We start from the raw sequence: 18281 nt of genomic DNA, 5'->3' as shown, positions 1-18281 counted from the left end.
ATCGGATTGTCCGAACTGGACAGACATCGGAATCTGGGGAGACGAGAATGCGCCGCAAGCTGGTAGCCGGCAACTGGAAGATGCACGGGATGAAGGGCGATCTGCCCCAGGTTGCGGAGATCGCCGCGGCGGCGCGGGCGAATCCGGACGTTGATGTGGCGCTGTGCGTGCCGTTCACGCTGATCGAGGCTGCGGCGGGCGTCGGCGCCGGGCTGCCGATCGGCGCGCAGGACCTGCACGAGAACGACAAGGGCGCGCATACCGGCTGTATCTCGGCGGCGATGCTGACCGAGATCGGCGCGACGCTGACCATTGTCGGCCATAGCGAGCGGCGCGGCGACCAGCATGAGACCAGCCATGACGCCTGGGCCAAATCGGCGGCGGCGCATCGTGGTGGGCTGAAGGTGATCCTGTGCTGCGGCGAGACCGATGCCGAACGTGATGCGGGCCGCGCCGAGCGGATCGTGCAGTCGCAGATTGAGAAGTCGCTGCCCGATGGCGCCTCGGGCGACTGGCTGACCATCGCCTATGAACCGCGCTGGGCAATCGGTACGGGCAAGACCCCGACGCTGGAGGATATCGCGGCGATCCACGCAATCGCGCGGGCCAAGCTGCGCCAGATGGTCGGCGATGCGGCCGACGGGATCCGTATCCTCTATGGCGGATCGGTGACCGGCGCGAATGCGGCTGCGATCCTGGCGGTGGACAATGTCGATGGCGCGCTGGTCGGCGGCGCGAGCCTGACCGCCGAGAAGTTCGTGCCGATCATCGAGGCGGCGGCTTCACTTCGCCAAGGGTGAGGAACGCCGCTGCGCCGGACAAGGCGGCGAGCGTGGCACCGACCAATGCGGCGGCGTGGAACGCAGCGATCAGCGCTGCGCCCGCCGCCGCGATCACTGCGCCTGCGATGGCCGTGGCGATCAGCCCGCCGGTGCGCGCCACCGCGCTGTTGAAGCCCGAGGCGGTACCGGTGTGGCGATCGTCGACCGAGGCCAGCACTGCGGTGGTGAGCGGTGCAGCGACGCACGACATGCCGATGGCGATCACCAGCGTGCCGGGGAACACCGCCGCCCAGTAATTCGCATCCGCCTCGACCAGCATCAGCAGCGCGAAGCCCGCCGCGACGATCAGCGAGCCGAAACCGAGCGGCAGGCGCGGGCCGAGCCGGGTGGTGAGGCCGCCGGTGATGCGCGAGGCGATGGCCATGCCGAGCGGCAAGGGCAGCAGGGCGAGGCCGGCGTCGAGCGCCGAATAGCCGCTTGCCTCGATCAGCACATAGGGCAGGAGGAGGAGTACCCCGCCCAGCGCACCGTAGAGCAGGAAGGTGAGGATCGTCAGCCCGGCAAAGGCGCGCGATCCGAACAGTTCGAGCGGCATCATCGCCCGGTCGCCGCGCCGATGCTCGATCCGGACGAACAGCAAAGCGAGCAGCAGGCCGATGGCGATGGCGGCGATGCTTTCCATGTCGGCGGTGCCATGGCTCGACCAGATCGTCAGGCCCCAGGTGACGGCGCCCAGCGATACGGTGGCGGTGGCCGCGCCGGGCCAGTCGAGCGGCAGTTCGCCCGCGATGCTTTCCTCGGCATAGCGCCACGCGATCCCCATCGCGAGCAGGGCGACGGGAATGTTGACGAAGAAGATCGAGCGCCAGCCGACACTGTCGACCAGCCAGCCGCCGAGCGGCGGGCCGACTGCGCCTGCCACGGCACCGGCCGCTGCCCAGGTGCCGATGGCTTTGCCGCGGGCTTCACCGGTGAAGGCGTGGCCGAGGGTCGCGAGGCTGTTCGGCAGCAGGATCGCTGCGCCGATCCCTTGCAAGGCGCGGGCAGCGAGCAGCAGGGTCAGGTCCGAGGCGATGGCGCACAGCACCGATGCGAGTGCGAACAGGCCGATCCCGGCGATCAGCAGCCTGCGCCGCCCGAAATGATCCCCCGCCGCGCCGCCGAGCAGCAGCAGGGCGGAGAGCGGGAGCAGATAGGCGTTGATCGTCCATTGCAGTTCGGCAGGCGTCGCGCCGAGATCCTTGCCGATCGCGGGCAGGGCGACGTTGGTCACCGATCCATCGATGAACGCCAGGCTGGAAGCGAGGATACAGGCGATCAGCGTGAGGGTGGGGTGCTTCGCGCCGGACATGGACCCTCTACGCGCGGCGGCGGCCATAGGTCCCGAGGCGCCACAGCCATTCCATCGGTCCCTGATCGAACCGCTTGAGCCATAGGGTCGAGAACAGGATCTGGAACGCGAAGATGGCGACCGCGATCAGATAGATCGCCCATGGCTCGAACTTGCCGACCAGCCCGAAGCCGAAGCCGAAGAAGATCAGCGATCCGAGCAGCGAGTGCATCAGATAGTTGGTCAGCGCCATCCGTCCCGGTGCGGCGAAGATGCGGAGCCATGGTGCGCGGGGCCAGAGCAGCACGAAGCCCACGGCATAAGCGAAGCCCAGCGGCGCGGTACCGAGTACCGGAAGCGGGTTGTCCTGGCCGGTATGCGCAATCGCATAGGCCAGGCTGAAGGGCAGGCCGATGGCGAGGCCCCAGATCAGCACGCGGCGCATCAGTTCGCGGTCCTCGATCAATCGCCCCTCGACGAGGCGCCGGCCGAGCATCGCGCCGATCATCATGATCCCCAGCACCTTGGGCAGCCGCCAGCTTTCGAGCAGATAGCCGATACGGAAATGCACACCGGTCTCGCACCAGATCAGCCGCGATTGCCAGTCGGTGCGCAGCAGCCAGTCGACCTCGCCGCCCATTGCCAGCCCGCCCCGCGTCGCGGCATCGATGCCTCGGCCGTAGAACCAATCATGCGGCGCGAAGCCGATCGCCTTGAACAATGGCACGCCGATCAGCGGGGACAGGAGCAGCAGCACCGCGACGATCAGCGTCCGCCGTTCGCTCCAGTGGCGCACGAATGGCAGCAGCAGGCCGAGCAGTGCGTAGAGCGTCAGGATATCGCCGTCCCAGATCAGGCAGAGATGGACCAGACCGATCGCCAGCAGCACCAGCAGTCGGCGGCGGAAGATGCGGATGCCGTCCGCCCCGCGCGCCTCGAGCCGCGAGAGCTGGAGCGCGAAGCCGAGACCGAACAGCAGCGAGAAGATCGTGTAGAACTTGCCGTCGATCAGCGTCATGTGAAGCAGATGCTCGATATCGACCTGTGCCTTCCCGGCCAGCGCGATCCGCCGGGCCTCGTCGAGGAAGCTCCAGCCCGACCAGTATCCGATATTGGCGAGCAATATGCCGAACAGCGCGAACCCACGCAGTGCGTCCAGCAGGACCACACGTTCCCCGGCAGCGGCAGGCGCCGCTTCAGTCCCCTTTTGCCCCATCTGCACTGCATTGCATGAAAGGCGAGGGCGCGCCAGCGCATGCCGGGGGGCGAGGCATCGCGCCGCGCCGCGCGGCTATCGATCAAGATTCTGGCGAAACGCGACATGAAACCGTTACGATACGGGGCGAGGCGATTTCGCGTGAATTGGAGGGAGAAGTTCGGATGGCGAGCAAGACAGCGACGTGCCGGTGCGGCGCGGTGAGCGTCACATGCGAAGGCGAGCCGGTTCGTGTGTCGGTTTGCCATTGCCTCAACTGCCAGCGGCGCAGCGGCAGCGCTTTCGCGGCGCAGGCGCGCTTTCCGGTGGAGCGCGTGAAGACCAGCGGCGAGACGCGCGTCTGGACCATCAGCGGCGACAGCGGCGGGCGATCGTTCCACCATTTCTGCCCTGAATGCGGATCGACCGGCTGGTTCGTCAACGAACCCTATCCGGAGACGATCGCGGTGCCGCTGGGCAATTTCGCCGAGCCGGGATGCTATACGCCGACCTTCTCGGTGTATGAGAGCCGCAAGCATCCGTGGGTCGAAATCACCGGCGACGGGGTGGAGCACGACTAGCGGTAAAGCTGATATTCCGCGTTGGTCCAATCGGCGACGCGGATGGCTGCGTCTGCAAGCCAGCGGCGCGGCCTCGCGGCGAGATCGGCGTGGATCGCAGCCTGCAAGATGTCGCTTTCGGCATGGATGCCGGCCAGATCGGCGCCCATCGCGTGGATCAGCCGCTTGCGCAGCGTCACGCCGACATCGGTGAAGTTCAGCTTGCGGCTGTTGGGCGCGAGGCGGCGCAGGACATAGGTGTCGTGATAATGGAAGGCCGGATCGGGCGAGCGGAAGCGGCCGGCGACGATGCGGGCGGCAAGCCCTTCCTCGCGCCCGTCGATCCAGCAGGAGGGCAGCACGCCTTTGACCTCGATCGCCAGCGGACCGCCGCGATGCTCGCACGACGCGACATAGCGCGGGCGGCCCAGGCTGCCGGCCCCGGCTTCGCGCGCGGCGATATGGGGGATCAGGCCGGGTTCGGGGAGGGCATCGATCAGCGCCTGACGATAGGGTTCGGGGACGTGGCGCGCGGGTTTCGCCGTCTCGATTTCGGTCCAGAATTCGGCGCGCTGGACGTCGCTGGCGGCGAAGGCGTCACGCAGCCAGAGATGGTCGCGCTCAAGCACGAACGGGCGTGGTGCGGCCAATGCTTCGGCATATCCGGCGAGGATGGCATCGGCCACGGCACGCGGGCCGGGTTTCGGCACGGCGAGAATGACGCTGGCGCACAGCCGCACCAGATCGAGGCACCAGGGCAGCCGCGCAGCTTCGTCGAAATCGTTGACGCCCCACACGAGCCGCGCCCCGGCATCGCGCCACAGCCCGAAATTGCCGGCATGCGCATCGCCCACCGATGGCGCGACGGGCGCATCCATCAGTTCGGGGCAAAGCGAAGGCGCGGCTTCGGCCCAGCGCCAGCAGGTCGCGCGCAGGAACAGGAAGGGATGCGACCGCATCCGCTCATGCTTGCGCTTCAGCTCTTTCGCGACGAGCGTGTCGCCCAGTTGCTCGCGCATCCAGGCTTCATAGGCCGCGATCGATGCCGCGAACCCGGGCAGCCCGGATGCGACGCGGGTCACCCGGCGTAGCGGTCCTTCAGCACCTTCCACACCGCGCGCAGGCCCGCCGCATCGGCGCCCTTGGGACGGCCCGGCTTGGGCGAACCCTGCCAGCAGAAGATGTCGAGATGCGCCCATTCGGCCTTGTCCGGCACGAACTCTTTCAGGAACAACGCCGCGGTCAGCGCGCCGCCCCAGGGAGCCTCGGCGGCGTTGACCATGTCGGCCACGTCGGACTTCAGCATGTCCTTGTACGGATCATAGAGCGGCAGGCGCCAGATCGGATCGGCTTCGGTCTCGCCCGCCGCGAGGATCTCGCTGGCCAGCGTGTCGTTGTTCGAGAACAGGGCCTGCAGATCGGTGCCCAGCGCTACACGCGCAGCACCTGTCAGCGTGGCGAAGTTGATCATCAGCTCGGGGCTGTTCTCGCCCGCCTTGGTGAAGGCGTCGCCCAGGATCAGGCGGCCCTCGGCGTCGGTGTTGCTGTTCTCGACCGTAGTGCCCTTGCGCGAGCGCATCACGTCGCCGGGACGCGTCGCCTCGCCGTTGATCGAATTCTCGACCGCGGGAACCAGCATGTGCAGGCGGATCGGCAGGCGCGCGCTCATCACCAGCTCGGCAATGGCGAGCGCGTGCGCCGCGCCGCCCATATCCTTTTTCATCAGGCGCATGCCCGAGGCCGGTTTGATGTCGAGGCCGCCCGAATCGAAGCACACGCCCTTGCCGACAATGGCTACGCGCGGGTGATCGGGATTACCCCATTCGATTTCGATCAGGCGCGGGTCGCGGCCCTTGCCGGCAGCCTTGCCGACCGCCCAGATCATCCCATAGCCCTTCTCGATCTCCGCACCCTTGGTGACGGTGAGCGTGGCGCCATAGGTCTTGGCGATCTCGGCCGCGGCGGCTTCGACATCGGCGGGGCCGAAATCGTTCGCGCCGGTGTTGATCCAGTCGCGCAGCTTGTAGGTGACCTTGGCGAGGCGCACCGCTTCGTCGATCCGCGCGGGATCGCCGGTCAGCAGCACGCGCGGACCCTGAGCCTTGTCGTCCTTCTTCTTGTAGCGGTCGAACTTGTACTGGGCGCACAGCCAGCCATAGAGCGCCGGGCCGGGCTCGCCGCCTTCGACGCGGTAGCTGCCCTCGGGCAGCGTTTCCGAAAGGCGGGCGAGGCACCAGGGCGACAGCTTGTCGACATTGGCGACCACCGAGACGACCGACCAGTCCTCCGGACCATCGCCGGGCAGGGTAGCGCTGGTATAGGGGGTGGGCGCAAGCTTCTGCGCGGCAACCGCGGTGCGCACGCGCGGCGGCTGGGCATTGAGCCAAGCGTCCCAGCCCTTTGCGTCGATAAGGTGGATGGTGCGCGCGGCTTGGCCGCGATCGGGCTGGATCAGCGAGTTGAGATCGGACATTGAGGTGATTTAGGAGCGCAGGCGGCCCGCGCCTAGCCCCTCAATCGGGAAAGGCGCAGGTTTGAGCGACGCACTGGAACGCCGGAAGACGCTGGACCCCGATATCGAGATCGGTCCGCTCGCGATCTGGGTGGGCAGCGGCAAGGGGCATAGCTGGCCGTGGATCGATCTCGCGATACGGGTGGGCACCGGCTACGAGAAGCTGCTCGACGCCAATGGCCCGATGGTGAAGCGGCCCGACCTGATCGCCTTCTTCCGCGCGTTTCGCGATTTCGTGCGCAAGCTGCGGCACGATGTTGTGCTTTCGTCGAGCGGCAGCAGCATGCGGCTGACGCTGCAACGATCGGACGAAGGATCGCTGCGCGGGGAATTGTGGTTCGAACGCTGGCGGGTGAACCAGACGCTCAGTTTCGCGCTGTGGGATGGCGCGTTCGAGCACGCGATTGCGCAGGTCGACGCGGTGCATGCCCGGTTGCTCGATGCCGAGCGAAGCTGGGTACCGCAGCCGGCACGGCTGGATATCCGGGACAGCGCCATTCCCGACGAGGTGCAACCTGCGCGGAAGTGGGAGCCGTGGGACTCCGGGCTTGGCGACGGCCAGCCGGTGCGGCTGCGCTACGAGATCGACGGCTATGGCTGGTACGGCATCACCGTGTGGGTCGGCGAGAAGCAGGGCGAGTTCGGCGGCGGTTACATGACCGATCCGATGGGCGACCTGCTGCGTTGTGCGCTGTTGCTGGTGGCGGGTCAGCGCAAGGCCGAGATGTTCTGCAATGCCGAACCGGACCTGACCTTTGTCGAGTTCGAGGAGATCGTGGTCCGGATGGACGTGGATGCGGCGGGTGATCCGGTCCACCATCATGGCTGCGCGATCCGCATCCGCCCTGACGACCATCGCGGCGAACCGATGGACCCCGAGTTCGAGGGCGTCGCGACGTCGCCCCGCGCGGTGGCCGAGGCGATCTACCTGATGGCGCTGGAGCATTTCCGCGACGGCGCCGGGCCATGGTCGCGGCCGATGGCAGCGCTGGAAGGCGCGCTGGCTACCGTGCCGCGCTGAACGAAGCTGCCGGGCGGATCGCACAGCCGCGTTTGCACGCGGCTGGCCCGTTGATAGGATCGCCCTGCGTCAGGGGCGGCGCAAAGGGGCGATACAATGCGGCAAACGATCCTGATTTTGATGATGATGCTCATCGGGTTGAGCGCCTGCTCCAAGGAAGACTGGATCGAGAAGCTGAGCACGCCGGAGGAGCGCGCATTGTCCCTCCGCAGCCTGAAGGCCCTTCAATCCGGTAATTTCGGTGCTGTAGACGCGATGTCGCGGTCCGAGTTGCGTGAGGAAGTGACCCCTGAGATATACGATCAGGTGCGTGGCATGATTCCGCCGGGTGAACCGCGGTTGCAAACTGTCGCCGCCAATTCTCACACCGCTGATGGTGTTACCACGACGCTCAAGAGCTTCAATTACGAGATGGGCAGTGGTGATCGCTGGGCGATCGTGCAGATCACCCTGCAGACGTCACCGGGCCGGACGACCGTCGCGGGGTTCCGCGCCTATCCGATGGAGCAGTCGCCCATCGCCGCGCAGAGTTTCAGTTTCGAGGGGAAGGGCGCGCTGCATTATTTCTGGCTGCTGACGATGGTGGCGGCGGTCGTAACGACGATCGCGGGAATCGTGATGGTGATCCGCACCCCGGACGTTCGCCGGAAATGGCTGTGGGTGATCGGGTGCCTGTTTTCGTTCGTGACGTTCTCGCTCAACTGGAACACCGGCGAGATGGGCGTGGCACCCTTCTATTTCCTGATCTTCGGCGCGGGCGGCGGGCAGGCGGGGCCGCTCTCGCCATGGATTTTCCAGTTCGCGATCCCTGTCGTGGCGATCACGTTCCTGATCCGCAAGGCGATGGGCGTCTATCGCATCGACCTTGAGAAGGTGGTCGAGCCTTTCTAACCGACCGGAGCCGGCCGGCCTCACGGGCGATAGTTTACGGCGCGGACAAATTTCTCCTGCTCGTAAATTGCACTGGTGCTGGCTGCCCCGCTTTCCTCAAAGGAAATGCCTGGACCATCCAGTTTTCCATTCTTGTACCTGCCTTTGAAGAATTCGTTCCCAATGGAGTTGTAGCACGATCCATTCGCCAGATTGTTCTGGCGAAGACAGTGGAATTTGTTGCCGTCCCTTGAATAGACAATGCCGTACCCGGAGAATTTATCGTCGACGATATTTCCTTCGTATCGCTCTCCGTCCGGAAACGTAATGGTGGCGTATCCGTCGATCTTGCCGTCTTTGAACGTTCCCCTCACGACCTCTCCCTTGGTCCAGGTTCGTACGCCATAGCCGTTCAGTTTTCCGTTCGTCATGCGGCCATATTCTTCATATTTCGAATTATCGGTGGTCGATCCGGCTTGGTGGCCATATCCCGCCTGACCTGCCTTCGCTCGTGTCGCCGCCTGATCGGCTTGCTCGGCTGCCAGCCGTCCTTCGGCGGCTGCGGCAATGCTCTTCGTTTTCGTTTCATCCGCTTCACGGATCATTTGCAGCAGGCTGGTCTCATCGGCTGTTCTTGGGGCGCCATCATCCCCGGCCTTCTGCACGGCCGTGTCGTTGCCGGTGGAGGGTGCGCCGGACGGGAGGCACCCCCGCAAGGTGGCGACGAGAACGAATATCACGAGGAAGCCAACCACGACCTGCATCAGGCACGACATCGGCTTGTCGGGTTCCGGCGCCGCTTTCGCCGGAGTGGGATTATCCTTGGCAGGGGCAGGGGCAGGAGGCGAGGGGGGTGGCCAGATCGCTTCGCAGGCGGGTGTAATCGCCTTTCCGCTCGCACCAGCCTTAGCCCGAGGACGCGATGATCCGCCCGGGGACAAATCGGGGGCAGCGATCGGCTGTGCCGGCTTGGTCAGTATCTTGCTGACCGGGGCTGGCCGGGTATCGGGAACGGTCTTCAGCGGCACCGGCTGTTTGACCGAGTTCGGGTACCATCTGGCGCGCAGTTCCGCCAAGTGCTCGTCCCGCTCAGCAGCGGCTTTCGCCTTTGCGGCCGCCTCGGCTTCCGCGCGTAGCTTTGCCGCCGCTTCCGTCTTGGCTTTCTCGGCAGCTGCCAAGCGCGCTTTCGTTTCGGCTAGCGCCTTGGCCTCCGCTTCTGCGCGCGCCTTCGCTTCTGCGGCGGCACGAGCCTTGGCCTCCTCGGCCGCCTTTGCCCTGGCTTCTGCCTTTGCGCGCGCCTTTGCTTCTTCTTCGGCGAGAGCCTTGGCCCTGGCGCGTTCCCGCGCAGCTTCGGCCGCCTTCGCTTCTGCTGCCAGACGCACCTTTTCCTGAGCTTCGGCTTTCGCCTTGGCCTCGGTTTTCAGGCGTTCGAGTTCGCGCGCGACGGTCTCGGCGCGCTTGCGGTTCGCCTCCTTGCGGTCGCGTTCGGCGACTTCCTCCGGGGGCGGCACCCTCACTTGCAACAGCTTGCAGATGCTCTCCGCGAATTCGAAGATGGAGAGCCGGACCTGCTCGCCGTCGTCCGGCTTGAAACGAAGCCGGGTGAAATCCATCCACTGCACCCGGCCCAGTTCAGCGGCAATTCTGGGGTCGAACGCATCGATCTGGTCGACGCTGACGTAGAGGATCGGGAAGATCCGCCGTCGCCCATTCAGTTCGGGATATTGCGCGTTCAGCCGGGCCTCGCGCTCAAGGAAGAGCGCGACCTCCTCGCAGCAATGTTCGCTTTCGAGGAAGGACGGCGTGAGAATCGGGATCAGGAAAGTGGCGTTTTCCAGCGCTGCGACGATCTGCTGTTTCCAGTCGTCTCCGGCTGAGATCGCGGCAAGATCCTGGAAAACATTGACTTTCTGGCGGCCATATTGCTGCTGCAGCTCGTACATGACGAGCGAGCGCAAGTGGTTCAGCTTGCTACCCCAGGCTTCATCGGCCTGACGCGCATAGCTCCAGAATCCGATCGGTGGCAGTTTGACCGACAGTGCGCTTCCCCCTCAGCGCGGGAAACTGTCTCCGCTGTGCGGGCAGGTCAATCCTGCTTGCCCCGGAAGACTTCGCTATTTTGGCGCTATCGGCGTGATCGCGGGCGCACACAGCGCCATCGCGCGGTCGATCATCGTCGTCAGGCGGTTGCGCTGATCCTCCAGCGCGGCCGGCGTCAGCCCGCTGTCGAGGGTCTCGAAGTTGAGATAGTGCAGCCCGTGCAGCGCGGCATAGTTTGAGGCCGAGCGATCGGTGACCACCACACGTTCCTGCACCACGTTGAAGTCGTTCCGGGTCAGCGCCCAGCAGAATGCCTGTGCCGGATCGCGGCCGGTCAGGTGGGTGACGAAGGCGACGCTGTCGTCATCGTCGAAGGGGAAGGTCTTCGTGGTCGAGGGATGCGGCGTGTAGAAATCGTCGCAATAGCGGATCGAGATGATGCCGTTGCCCGGCGGATCGGACTTGTTGCAGTTCGATTCCGCGGTGTTGAACCCCTTCTGGTTGGTGTGCAGCGCGATGATCGGGAAATCCGCTGGGCGGTGCGATGCCAGGATGATCCGGGCATAGCCGGGCAGGGCGCTGTCGAAATTGCGGTTGGGATCGACCGGGCGGCCATAATCCACCGCATAGTTGAACCGCTGGCCGTCATGATCGGCATGTACCCCGGCATCGACCGCGACGATGGTGCCGCCATAGCGTTTCACCGCGACCAAAGCCGCCTCGAACCCGCCATTCTCGTTATCGTGCGGCACGAACCAGAGCGGCCCGCGCGGGCGGGCGGTGTTGGTGATCCGCCACAACCGCCACTGGGCGCGCTCCTCGCGAAATTCGATCCGCTCGACCTTCAGGCCCTTCCACTCCGCGGGATCGCGGTGCCGCGCGAAATCGTCGTCCTGAACGGTCAGCGGATCGACGGGGGTCACGACCGTTGCCGGATCGGCAGCGGCGGAAAGCGACAGGAAAGCGGCTGCGAGAAGCAGGGTGCGACGGATCATGCGACCTCCGTTGTTCGGGGGCAGCATAGGGAGGTGAGGCGCGGAGGGGCTATACCGAACCGATGGCGACCTAGGCCTCGGGGTTATGCGATTGTTTCCGCCGCTGCCGTGTGCGGGTCGCGCTTTCGGTTTCGCGATAGTCTTTCGCGAGCGTGAATTTCGTCTTGCGGTCATAGAGGCGATCCGATCGGAGCGCGCTCGCTTTGACCATCCGAATTCCCCGCCAGCCGACAAAGCCAAACCAGAAAATTACCCACGGCAGGATTGCCCATGCGAGCCATAGCGGTGGGTCACCCAGCAGGGCGAGTGGTACTATCGGGGCAATGGCCGGAAGTAGCGTCGTGGTGCTGCGATTTCCTCGCGCCGAAAATTGGGCATCCACCCATCGTTCGGCCGAGCGCCAACGAGGTATCCCTGCTTTCAGAGCGGCACGCCGTACAGGTCGTGATCGTCGGCATCCTCGATCTCGACCTTCACGATATCGCCCTGCTTGAGATGGCCGGCATCGCGCAGGAACACTTCGCCGTCGATCTCAGGTGCATCGGACTGGGAACGCCCTGTGGCGCCCTCATCGCCGACTTCGTCGATGATGACTTCCAGCGTGCGGCCGATCTTGGCCTGCAGCTTGGCGGCGGAGATCGCTGCGGTCTTCTCCATCACCCGGGCGTAGCGCTCTTCCTTGACCTCTTCCGGCACGGCGCCGGGCAGGTCATTGGCGGCGGCACCTTCGACCGGTTCGAACCGGAACGCGCCGACACGGTCGAGCTGGGCTTCATCCAGCCAGTCGAGCAGATACTGGAAATCCTCCTCGGTCTCGCCGGGGAAGCCGACGACGAACGAGCTGCGGATGGTGATATCCGGACAGATCTCGCGCCAGTTCTTCAGCCGTTCCAGAACCTTCGCCTCGTTGGCGGGGCGGCGCATCGTGCGCAGGACCTTGGGCGAGGCATGCTGGAACGGGATGTCGAGATAGGGGAGCATCAGCCCTTCGGCCATCAGCGGGATGACCTGATCGACATGGGGGTAAGGGTAGACATAGTGGAGCCGCACCCACGGCGCGATCTTGCCGAGTTCGCGGGCGAGATCGGTCATGTGAGGGACGACTTCATGCCCCTTCCACATGCGCGGTTCCTTGCGGATATCCACGCCATAAGCCGAGGTGTCCTGGCTGATGACCAGCAGTTCCTTGGTGCCGCTTTCCACCAGCTTCTCGGCTTCGCGCAGGATCGCGTCGGGGCGGCGGGACACGAGGTCGCCGCGGATCGACGGGATGATGCAGAAGGCGCAGCGATGGTTGCAGCCCTCCGAGATCTTCAGATAGCTGTAATGGCGCGGGGTGAGCTTCAGCCCGCTTTCCGGAACCAGGTTCAGAAAGGCGTTGGGCGGCATCGGCGAATGCTCGCGCACCGCATCGACCACCTGCTCATACTGATGCGCGCCGGTGACGGCTAGGACATTGGGGAAGCGGGCGCGGATCACTTCCGCTTCCTGCCCCATGCACCCCGTCACGATGACGCGGCCATTCTCGGAGATCGCCTCGCCGATCGCCTCGAGCGACTCTTCCTTTGCGCTGTCGAGAAAGCCGCAGGTATTGACCAGCACCACGTCCGCGCCGGCATAGTCGGCGGACATGGCATAGCCGTCCGAACGGAGTTTGGTCAGGATACGCTCGCTGTCGACCAGATTCTTGGGACAGCCGAGCGACACCATGCCCACCTTGGGGGCTTCGGGAAGTCGCGTTGCCATGATTGGCCGCGCACATAGGCCTTTTTCGGGAAAAAGCTAGCTGAGGGGATTCTGCAGGCCTATCGTGCCGCCATCGTAACAACAGGAGGGGTGTTGTCATGCATCAGGCAATCAACTGGCTGGCGGTGTTCGTCGCCGGGTTCGCGGGCTTTGCGGTGGGCGGCGTGTGGTACGGGCCGCTGTTCGCCAAGGCGTGGATGAAGGAGCGCGGCATCACCATGGATGCCGCGAAGAAGGTCAACATGCCACTGATCTACGGCACCGCCTTCGTGCTGAACCTCGTCATGGCGCTGATGCTCGATCATTTGTTCAGCGCGTTCAAGCTGCCCGACGTGACCCATGCGGTGATCGCTGCAGTGGTGATCGCGCTGGGCTTCGTCGTGCCGGCGATGGGCGTGAACTATCTGTTCAGCGGCCTGTCGCGGAAATTGTTCGCGATCGATGCGGGTTACTGGATCGTCAATTTCGCCGCCATGGGCCTGATCCTGGGCCTGCTGCGCTGACCGGTCAGGCCGGCGAGCGGAAGATGAACCACGCGCCGGCCGCGATCAGGGTGAAGCCGATGATGTGATTATAGGTGATCTTCTGGCCCAGATAGAGGACCGAGAAGATCGCGAAGACGCTCAGCGTAATGACCTCCTGGATCGCCTTGAGCTGGGCCACCGTATAGGTGGCGCTGCCGATGCGATTGGCGGGTACCGCGAGCATATATTCGGGCAGCGCGATCAGCCAGCTGACCAGGATCGCCCAGAACAGCGGGGTCTGCTTGTCCTTCAAATGGCCGTACCAGGCGAAGGTCATGAAGACGTTCGAGGCGACCAGCATGGCGACCGGAACGATGCGGGCGGTGATGGGAGTCAGCATGGCGCGACCATCGCCAGCCGGTGCGCCGCGTCAATCGCCTATTTGTCGAGTATCTCGACGATCGTATCCCCGGCCTTGAGCGCCGCTGCTTCGGGCGACTTGCGGTCGTAATGTTCGCCGCCGCGATAGACGCGCAGGCCTAGGCCTGTAGCGATACCAGACAGCGGTTTACCGATCTCCTCGGGAAAGACCGGCCGCTCGGCGAGCTGGACGTCGCCATGGATCGAGGCGAGATCGGTGAGATAGTCCGCCAGATGCGGTCCAGTGCACGAACTGGCGAGCAACAGACCCGCGAAGCTCACCGGATTGACCACGGTGGTCGCCCCGGCAGCGCGGGCGGGCAGTTCATTGTCTTCGTTCTTCACGATCACGCTGATCGGCAGATGCGGCGCGAGGTGGCGGGCAGTCAGGATGATCAGGATCGAAGTATCGTCGCGCCCCGCGGCGATGATCAGCGATTGCGCCTGCGCGATCCGCGCATCCTCCAGCACCCGATCGCGGGTGGCGTCGGCATGCATCACGATGCAGCCGCATGCTTCGGCGATCTCCAGCGCTTCGGGATCCTGATCGATCACGACGAAGCGGCTGGTCTTCTCGCCGCGGGCGATCAGTTCGTCGATCGCTTCGGAGCCGGTCTTGCCATAGCCGGCAACGACGATGTGGCCGGAGAGGTTTTGCTGGATCAGCGCCATGCGCCACTTCTCCCAGGTTCGCTTGAGGACGAAATTATAGGCGGTGCCGAGAAAGAGCAGCACCACGAAGATGCGGATCGGCGTGACGATCAGCGCATCGAACATCCGTGCGCTGTCGCTGACCGGAACGATGTCGCCATAGCCGGTGGTGGTGATCGAGATCGACGTGAAATAGATGATGTCGAGGAACGACACATGGCCGTCCGAATTGTCACGCAGCCCCTCGCGCTCGATCCAGTGGACCCCGATCGCCAGCGCAAGCAGTGCCAGCACGGCGAGCACGCGCCAGCCGATCGAGACCCATACGGGCAGGCTCGACTTGCGCTTCAGCGTGCCGGGAGGACGCATCAGCGGCGGGTGGGGAGGCGCGGAACGGGATCGACCGGCGTGCGGCCCTGACGGATCTCGAAATGGAGTTCGGGGCGGTCGGCATGGCCCGAATTGCCGGAGAGCGCGATCATCTGCCCCTTCTTCACCGATTGGCCGCGCTGGACAAGTAGCTGGCCGGCATGGCCGTATACCGTGGTCCAGGCATCGCCATGGCGCAGGATGACGAGACCGCCGAGCGCGGGAATGTCGCTGCCGACATAGGCCACCACGCCATCCGCCGCGGCGACGATGGGCGTGTCGAGCGGCACCGCGATCTTGATGCCGTCATTGCGCTCGCCGCTCTGGCCGGGGCCGAAGCGCTTGACGATCGATCCGCCATTGACCGGCCATTGGAAGGCGGTGGTCAGCCGTTCGGGGGCCGTCACCGGCGTGGTCGAGGGCAGGACGCGGGCGGAGGACGCGGTGGGGCGGGCGGGCTTGGCCTTGTCGGCCAGCGCAGGCTGTCCGCCCGTCACGATATCGTCGATATTGATGCGGAAGCGCGAGGCGCGCTCCTCCAGCGTCTCCGGGCCGGTTGCGGGGATCAGGATGCGCATACCGGTGCGCAGGATATAGGGTTCCTGCAGGTCGTTGACGGTGACGATCCGGCTCCAGCTGACGCCATAGGCCTGGGCGATGGCGATGCCGGTCTCGCCGTCGCGCACCGTGTGATAGCGGCCCGCCGGGATCGTCAGGCGCTGGCCCGGCTGGATCGTATAGGGCGGGGCTAGGTTGTTCGCCCGGGCGATGGCTTCGGAGCCGGCGCCGGTCTTCACCGCGATCAGGCGCAGCGAATCTCCGCTGCGTACGGTGTAGGTGCTGGCCACGACGTCGCGCGCATCGGCGGTGACGGGGCGCATCTGCCAAGCGGGTGGCGGGGCGGGGAGGCTCTCCACATCGGGATCGACCCGCGGGGCATCCTGACGGGGTGGCGGATCATATTGCTGCTGGCGTCGCGGCGGTGCCGCCTCGCCATAGCCTGGCGCGGGCGGCACGAGCGGGCCGCACGCGGCGACCAGCGCGAACGCGACCAGCGCCAGCCCCTGCTTCCACATAAACGTCCCTCCCAGAGTTCGCGACTATAGCGCGAACATCCCCCGATCAGGAAGATGCGGCGGGTTCGAGCCGGTTGAGACCGCGCAGATAGGGCTGGAGCACCTCCGGCACCGCGACCGAGCCGTCTTCCTGCTGGTAGTTTTCAACCACCGCGACGAGCGTGCGGCCGACCGCGAGACCCGATCCGTTGAGGGTGTGGACGAAGCGGGTATTCTTCTCGCCTTCGGGCCGATAGCGCGCGTTCATGCGGCGTGCCTGGAAGTCGGTGCAGGTCGAAACGCTGCTGATCTCGCGATAGCGCGCCTGGCCGGGCAGCCACACTTCGAGATCGTAGGTGCGTGCGGCGGAGAAGCCCATGTCGCCGGTGCACAGTTTCATCCGGCGGAAGGGCAGGTCGAGCTTCGTCAGGATATCCTCGGCACAGGCAGTCATCCGCTCATGCTCTTCGTCCGAAGTCTCGGGCGTGACGATCGAGACCATCTCGACCTTCTCGAACTGGTGCTGGCGGATATAGCCGCGGGTGTCGCGGCCCGCCGAACCGGCCTCGGAGCGGAAGCAGGGCGTCAGTGCGGTGAAGCGCAGCGGCAGGGCATGCTCGGGCAGGATCTGCTCGCGGATCGCGTTGGTGAGGCTCACTTCGCTGGTCGGGATCAGCCAGCGGCCATCGGTGGTCTGGAAGCTGTCCTCGGCGAACTTGGGCAGCTGGCCGGTGCCGAACATCACTTCGTCGCGGACCATCAGCGGCACCACGCATTCCTCGAAGCCATGCTCGCGGGTCAGCGTATCCAGCATGAACTGGCCGAGCGCGCGGTGCAGCTTCGCGGCGGAACCGCGTAGGAAGGTGAAGCGCGATCCGGCGAGCAGCGCGCCGGTCTCGAAATCGAGGCCGAGCGCCGGGCCGATCGAGTCATGCTCCTTCGCGTCGAAGGAAAATTCGGTGCGCGCGCCGCGTTCGTGCATCAGCGCATTGTCGTCCTCGCCGCCGCCCACCGGTACGTCGGCCAGCGGCAGATTGGGGATTGCGGCCAGGCGCGCGGTCAGGTCGTCGCCCAGCGTCTTCTCGTCGATTTCCAGCGCGGGCAAGCGCTCCTTCAGCGTCGCGACTTCGGCCATCAGCGATGCGGCGGTGGCTTCGTCCTTCTGCGCCTTGGCTGCGCCGATCGCCTTCGACGCTTCGTTGCGGCGGGCCTGGCCGAGCTGGATCTCGTGGATCAGCGCACGGCGCTTTTCGTCGAGCGCGACCAGGTCCCCGGCCATCGGTTCGAGACCGCGGCGGGCGAGGCCAGCGTCGAAATCTGCGGGTTTTTCCCGAATTGAGCGAATGTCATGCATCGGCTTGGCGTATTAGCGGGGGCGGCGGTGGGCGCAACCCGGCTTTGCGGTCGGTAGATGCGCGGCGGTATGGGGTAGCCTGGGGGAGCCGCAACCGTCGTCGTCCCCACCCGTTATAGTGGCAGAACCGAATAGGAGATCTGTCATGCGGGTACCCCATAACGCCTTTGTCGTCGTCGCCGATGGCCGGAAGATGCTGTTCTTCCGCAACGAAGGCGATGCCGAATATCCCAATCTTCAGATCGAGAAGAAGCGGGTCGATCAGAACCCGTCGCATTCCGAACAGGCGACCGATCTGGCCGGCGGGGCGATGGGTACGCGCACCTCGGGCGGCGCATGGGGCGGCGGCAATATGGAGGAGGTCGATTTCCACCAGCTGGAGGAAGACCGCTTCGCCGCCGAGACCGCGGAACTGCTGAAGGAGCGCGCGCTGCGCAACGATTTCGAATCGCTGATCATCGTTGCACCGCCCAAGACGCTGGGCGAGCTGCGCAAGCATTATCACAAGGAAGTGAGCGACCGGATCGCGGGCGAGATCGACAAGGACCTGACCAAGCATCCGGTCTCCGAGATCGAAGCGGCGCTGGCGAAGGCCGGCTGACCAACGAAAGACCCCATCCGTGCCCAGGGCGCGGATGGGGTTTTCGCTTGGCCTCGAGGCGGGCTTATTCGCCGTCGGTCTTTTCGGCCTTCTTCTTCGCCAGGCGCTTGCGGGCGACCAGCGCCGCGGCAGCGCCGCCGAAGAGCAGGATCATCGGCGGTGCGGGCACCGGCGAGGGACCGCCCGAGGAACCACCCGACGAACCGCCGCGGCTCGACGAGCCATGGCCGTTGCTGCTCCAGCCGCTCGAACCGTGCCAGCCCGAGGAATTGCTCCAGCCGCTCGAACCCTTGCTGCTCGATCCGTAGCTCGACGA

Annotated in this window: 18 protein-coding genes; 7 read left to right on the top strand and 11 right to left on the bottom strand. The window is 65.4% G+C overall.

Annotated features, from left to right (window positions below):
* The first annotated feature begins 47 nt into the window (after positions 1 to 47).
* Positions 48 to 800, top strand: coding sequence for a triose-phosphate isomerase (gene tpiA / locus P1X14_RS02610; protein WP_277313752.1), 753 nt, complete (start codon positions 48 to 50; stop codon positions 798 to 800).
* Here tpiA and P1X14_RS02605 read toward each other — a convergent pair.
* Both P1X14_RS02605 and P1X14_RS02600 read right to left on the bottom strand, forming a co-directional pair.
* On the bottom strand, positions 766 to 2133 hold the full coding sequence (locus tag P1X14_RS02605; protein WP_277313751.1) for an MFS transporter: 1368 nt from the start codon (positions 2131 to 2133) through the stop codon (positions 766 to 768). The genes tpiA and P1X14_RS02605 overlap by 35 nt on opposite strands.
* A 7-nt stretch (positions 2134 to 2140) precedes the next feature.
* Positions 2141 to 3328, bottom strand: a complete 1188-nt coding sequence (locus tag P1X14_RS02600; RefSeq protein ID WP_277313776.1) for a DUF418 domain-containing protein — start codon at positions 3326 to 3328, stop codon at positions 2141 to 2143.
* A 164-nt stretch (positions 3329 to 3492) separates the two neighbouring features.
* Between P1X14_RS02600 and P1X14_RS02595 the strand changes: the two genes are divergently transcribed.
* Positions 3493 to 3888 carry a GFA family protein gene (locus tag P1X14_RS02595; RefSeq protein WP_277313750.1) on the top strand — a complete coding sequence of 132 codons (396 nt, stop codon included), beginning with the start codon at positions 3493 to 3495 and terminating at the stop codon, positions 3886 to 3888.
* Here the strand turns inward: P1X14_RS02595 and P1X14_RS02590 are convergent.
* Both P1X14_RS02590 and P1X14_RS02585 read right to left on the bottom strand, forming a co-directional pair.
* Entirely contained in the window at positions 3885 to 4949 is a 1065-nt protein-coding gene (locus P1X14_RS02590; protein ID WP_277313749.1) for a DUF2252 family protein, read from the bottom strand. The genes P1X14_RS02595 and P1X14_RS02590 overlap by 4 nt on opposite strands.
* Positions 4946 to 6340, bottom strand: a complete 1395-nt coding sequence (locus P1X14_RS02585) for a leucyl aminopeptidase family protein (RefSeq protein WP_277313748.1) — start codon at positions 6338 to 6340, stop codon at positions 4946 to 4948. The genes P1X14_RS02590 and P1X14_RS02585 overlap by 4 nt, the downstream gene beginning before the upstream one ends.
* A gap of 61 nt (positions 6341 to 6401) precedes the next feature.
* On the opposite strand from P1X14_RS02585, the gene P1X14_RS02580 reads away from it, so the two are divergent.
* Together P1X14_RS02580 and P1X14_RS02575 are read left to right on the top strand one after the other, a co-directional pair.
* Positions 6402 to 7400, top strand: a complete 999-nt coding sequence (locus tag P1X14_RS02580) for a hypothetical protein (RefSeq protein ID WP_277313747.1) — start codon at positions 6402 to 6404, stop codon at positions 7398 to 7400.
* 96 nt (positions 7401 to 7496) lie between these two features.
* Positions 7497 to 8291 carry a hypothetical protein gene (locus P1X14_RS02575; RefSeq protein ID WP_277313746.1) on the top strand — a complete coding sequence of 265 codons (795 nt, stop codon included), beginning with the start codon at positions 7497 to 7499 and terminating at the stop codon, positions 8289 to 8291.
* A 20-nt stretch (positions 8292 to 8311) separates the two neighbouring features.
* Here the strand turns inward: P1X14_RS02575 and P1X14_RS02570 are convergent, their stop codons facing one another.
* The 3 genes from P1X14_RS02570 to rimO form a co-directional block, all read right to left on the bottom strand.
* Positions 8312 to 10213, bottom strand: a complete 1902-nt coding sequence (locus P1X14_RS02570; RefSeq protein WP_277313745.1) for a TIR domain-containing protein — start codon at positions 10211 to 10213, stop codon at positions 8312 to 8314.
* A gap of 171 nt (positions 10214 to 10384) precedes the next feature.
* Positions 10385 to 11305 carry a hypothetical protein gene (locus P1X14_RS02565; protein ID WP_277313744.1) on the bottom strand — a complete coding sequence of 307 codons (921 nt, stop codon included), beginning with the start codon at positions 11303 to 11305 and terminating at the stop codon, positions 10385 to 10387.
* Between the two features lie 420 nt (positions 11306 to 11725).
* Positions 11726 to 13051: a 30S ribosomal protein S12 methylthiotransferase RimO gene (rimO, locus tag P1X14_RS02560; RefSeq protein ID WP_277313743.1), complete on the bottom strand. Its 1326-nt coding sequence runs from the start codon at positions 13049 to 13051 to the stop codon at positions 11726 to 11728.
* A gap of 98 nt (positions 13052 to 13149) precedes the next feature.
* Here rimO and P1X14_RS02555 point away from each other — a divergent pair, with 98 nt between their 5' ends.
* Positions 13150 to 13554 carry a DUF1761 domain-containing protein gene (locus P1X14_RS02555; protein ID WP_277313742.1) on the top strand — a complete coding sequence of 135 codons (405 nt, stop codon included), beginning with the start codon at positions 13150 to 13152 and terminating at the stop codon, positions 13552 to 13554.
* A 4-nt stretch (positions 13555 to 13558) separates the two neighbouring features.
* On the opposite strand, the gene P1X14_RS02550 is transcribed toward P1X14_RS02555, so the two are convergent.
* From P1X14_RS02550 to serS, 4 genes are read right to left on the bottom strand one after another with little or no spacing between them, the layout of a single operon-like run.
* On the bottom strand, positions 13559 to 13915 hold the full coding sequence (locus P1X14_RS02550; RefSeq protein ID WP_277313741.1) for a DMT family protein: 357 nt from the start codon (positions 13913 to 13915) through the stop codon (positions 13559 to 13561).
* A 38-nt stretch (positions 13916 to 13953) separates the two neighbouring features.
* Positions 13954 to 14955, bottom strand: a complete 1002-nt coding sequence (locus P1X14_RS02545; RefSeq protein ID WP_277313740.1) for a potassium channel family protein — start codon at positions 14953 to 14955, stop codon at positions 13954 to 13956.
* Positions 14955 to 16031 (bottom strand): peptidoglycan DD-metalloendopeptidase family protein, encoded by a 1077-nt coding sequence (locus P1X14_RS02540; RefSeq protein ID WP_277313739.1) that lies wholly within the window; start codon positions 16029 to 16031, stop codon positions 14955 to 14957. The genes P1X14_RS02545 and P1X14_RS02540 overlap by 1 nt, the downstream gene beginning before the upstream one ends.
* Positions 16032 to 16077: 46 nt before the next feature.
* A complete protein-coding gene (gene serS, locus P1X14_RS02535) occupies positions 16078 to 17364 on the bottom strand; it encodes a serine--tRNA ligase (protein ID WP_277313738.1) in 1287 nt (428 codons plus the stop codon).
* Between the two features lie 145 nt (positions 17365 to 17509).
* On the opposite strand from serS, the gene P1X14_RS02530 reads away from it, so the two are divergent.
* Both P1X14_RS02530 and P1X14_RS02525 read left to right on the top strand, forming a co-directional pair.
* Entirely contained in the window at positions 17510 to 17965 is a 456-nt protein-coding gene (locus P1X14_RS02530; protein ID WP_277313737.1) for a host attachment family protein, read from the top strand.
* 107 nt (positions 17966 to 18072) lie between these two features.
* Positions 18073 to 18273: a hypothetical protein gene (locus P1X14_RS02525; protein ID WP_277313736.1), complete on the top strand. Its 201-nt coding sequence runs from the start codon at positions 18073 to 18075 to the stop codon at positions 18271 to 18273.
* Positions 18274 to 18281: the final 8 nt, after the last annotated feature.

The sequence above is a fragment of the Sphingomonas sp. AOB5 genome, from assembly GCF_029433115.1.
Taxonomy (GTDB): domain Bacteria; phylum Pseudomonadota; class Alphaproteobacteria; order Sphingomonadales; family Sphingomonadaceae; genus Sphingomonas.
Note: the sequence above shows the minus strand (reverse complement) of the source record. Positions and strands in the feature narration are given on the sequence as shown.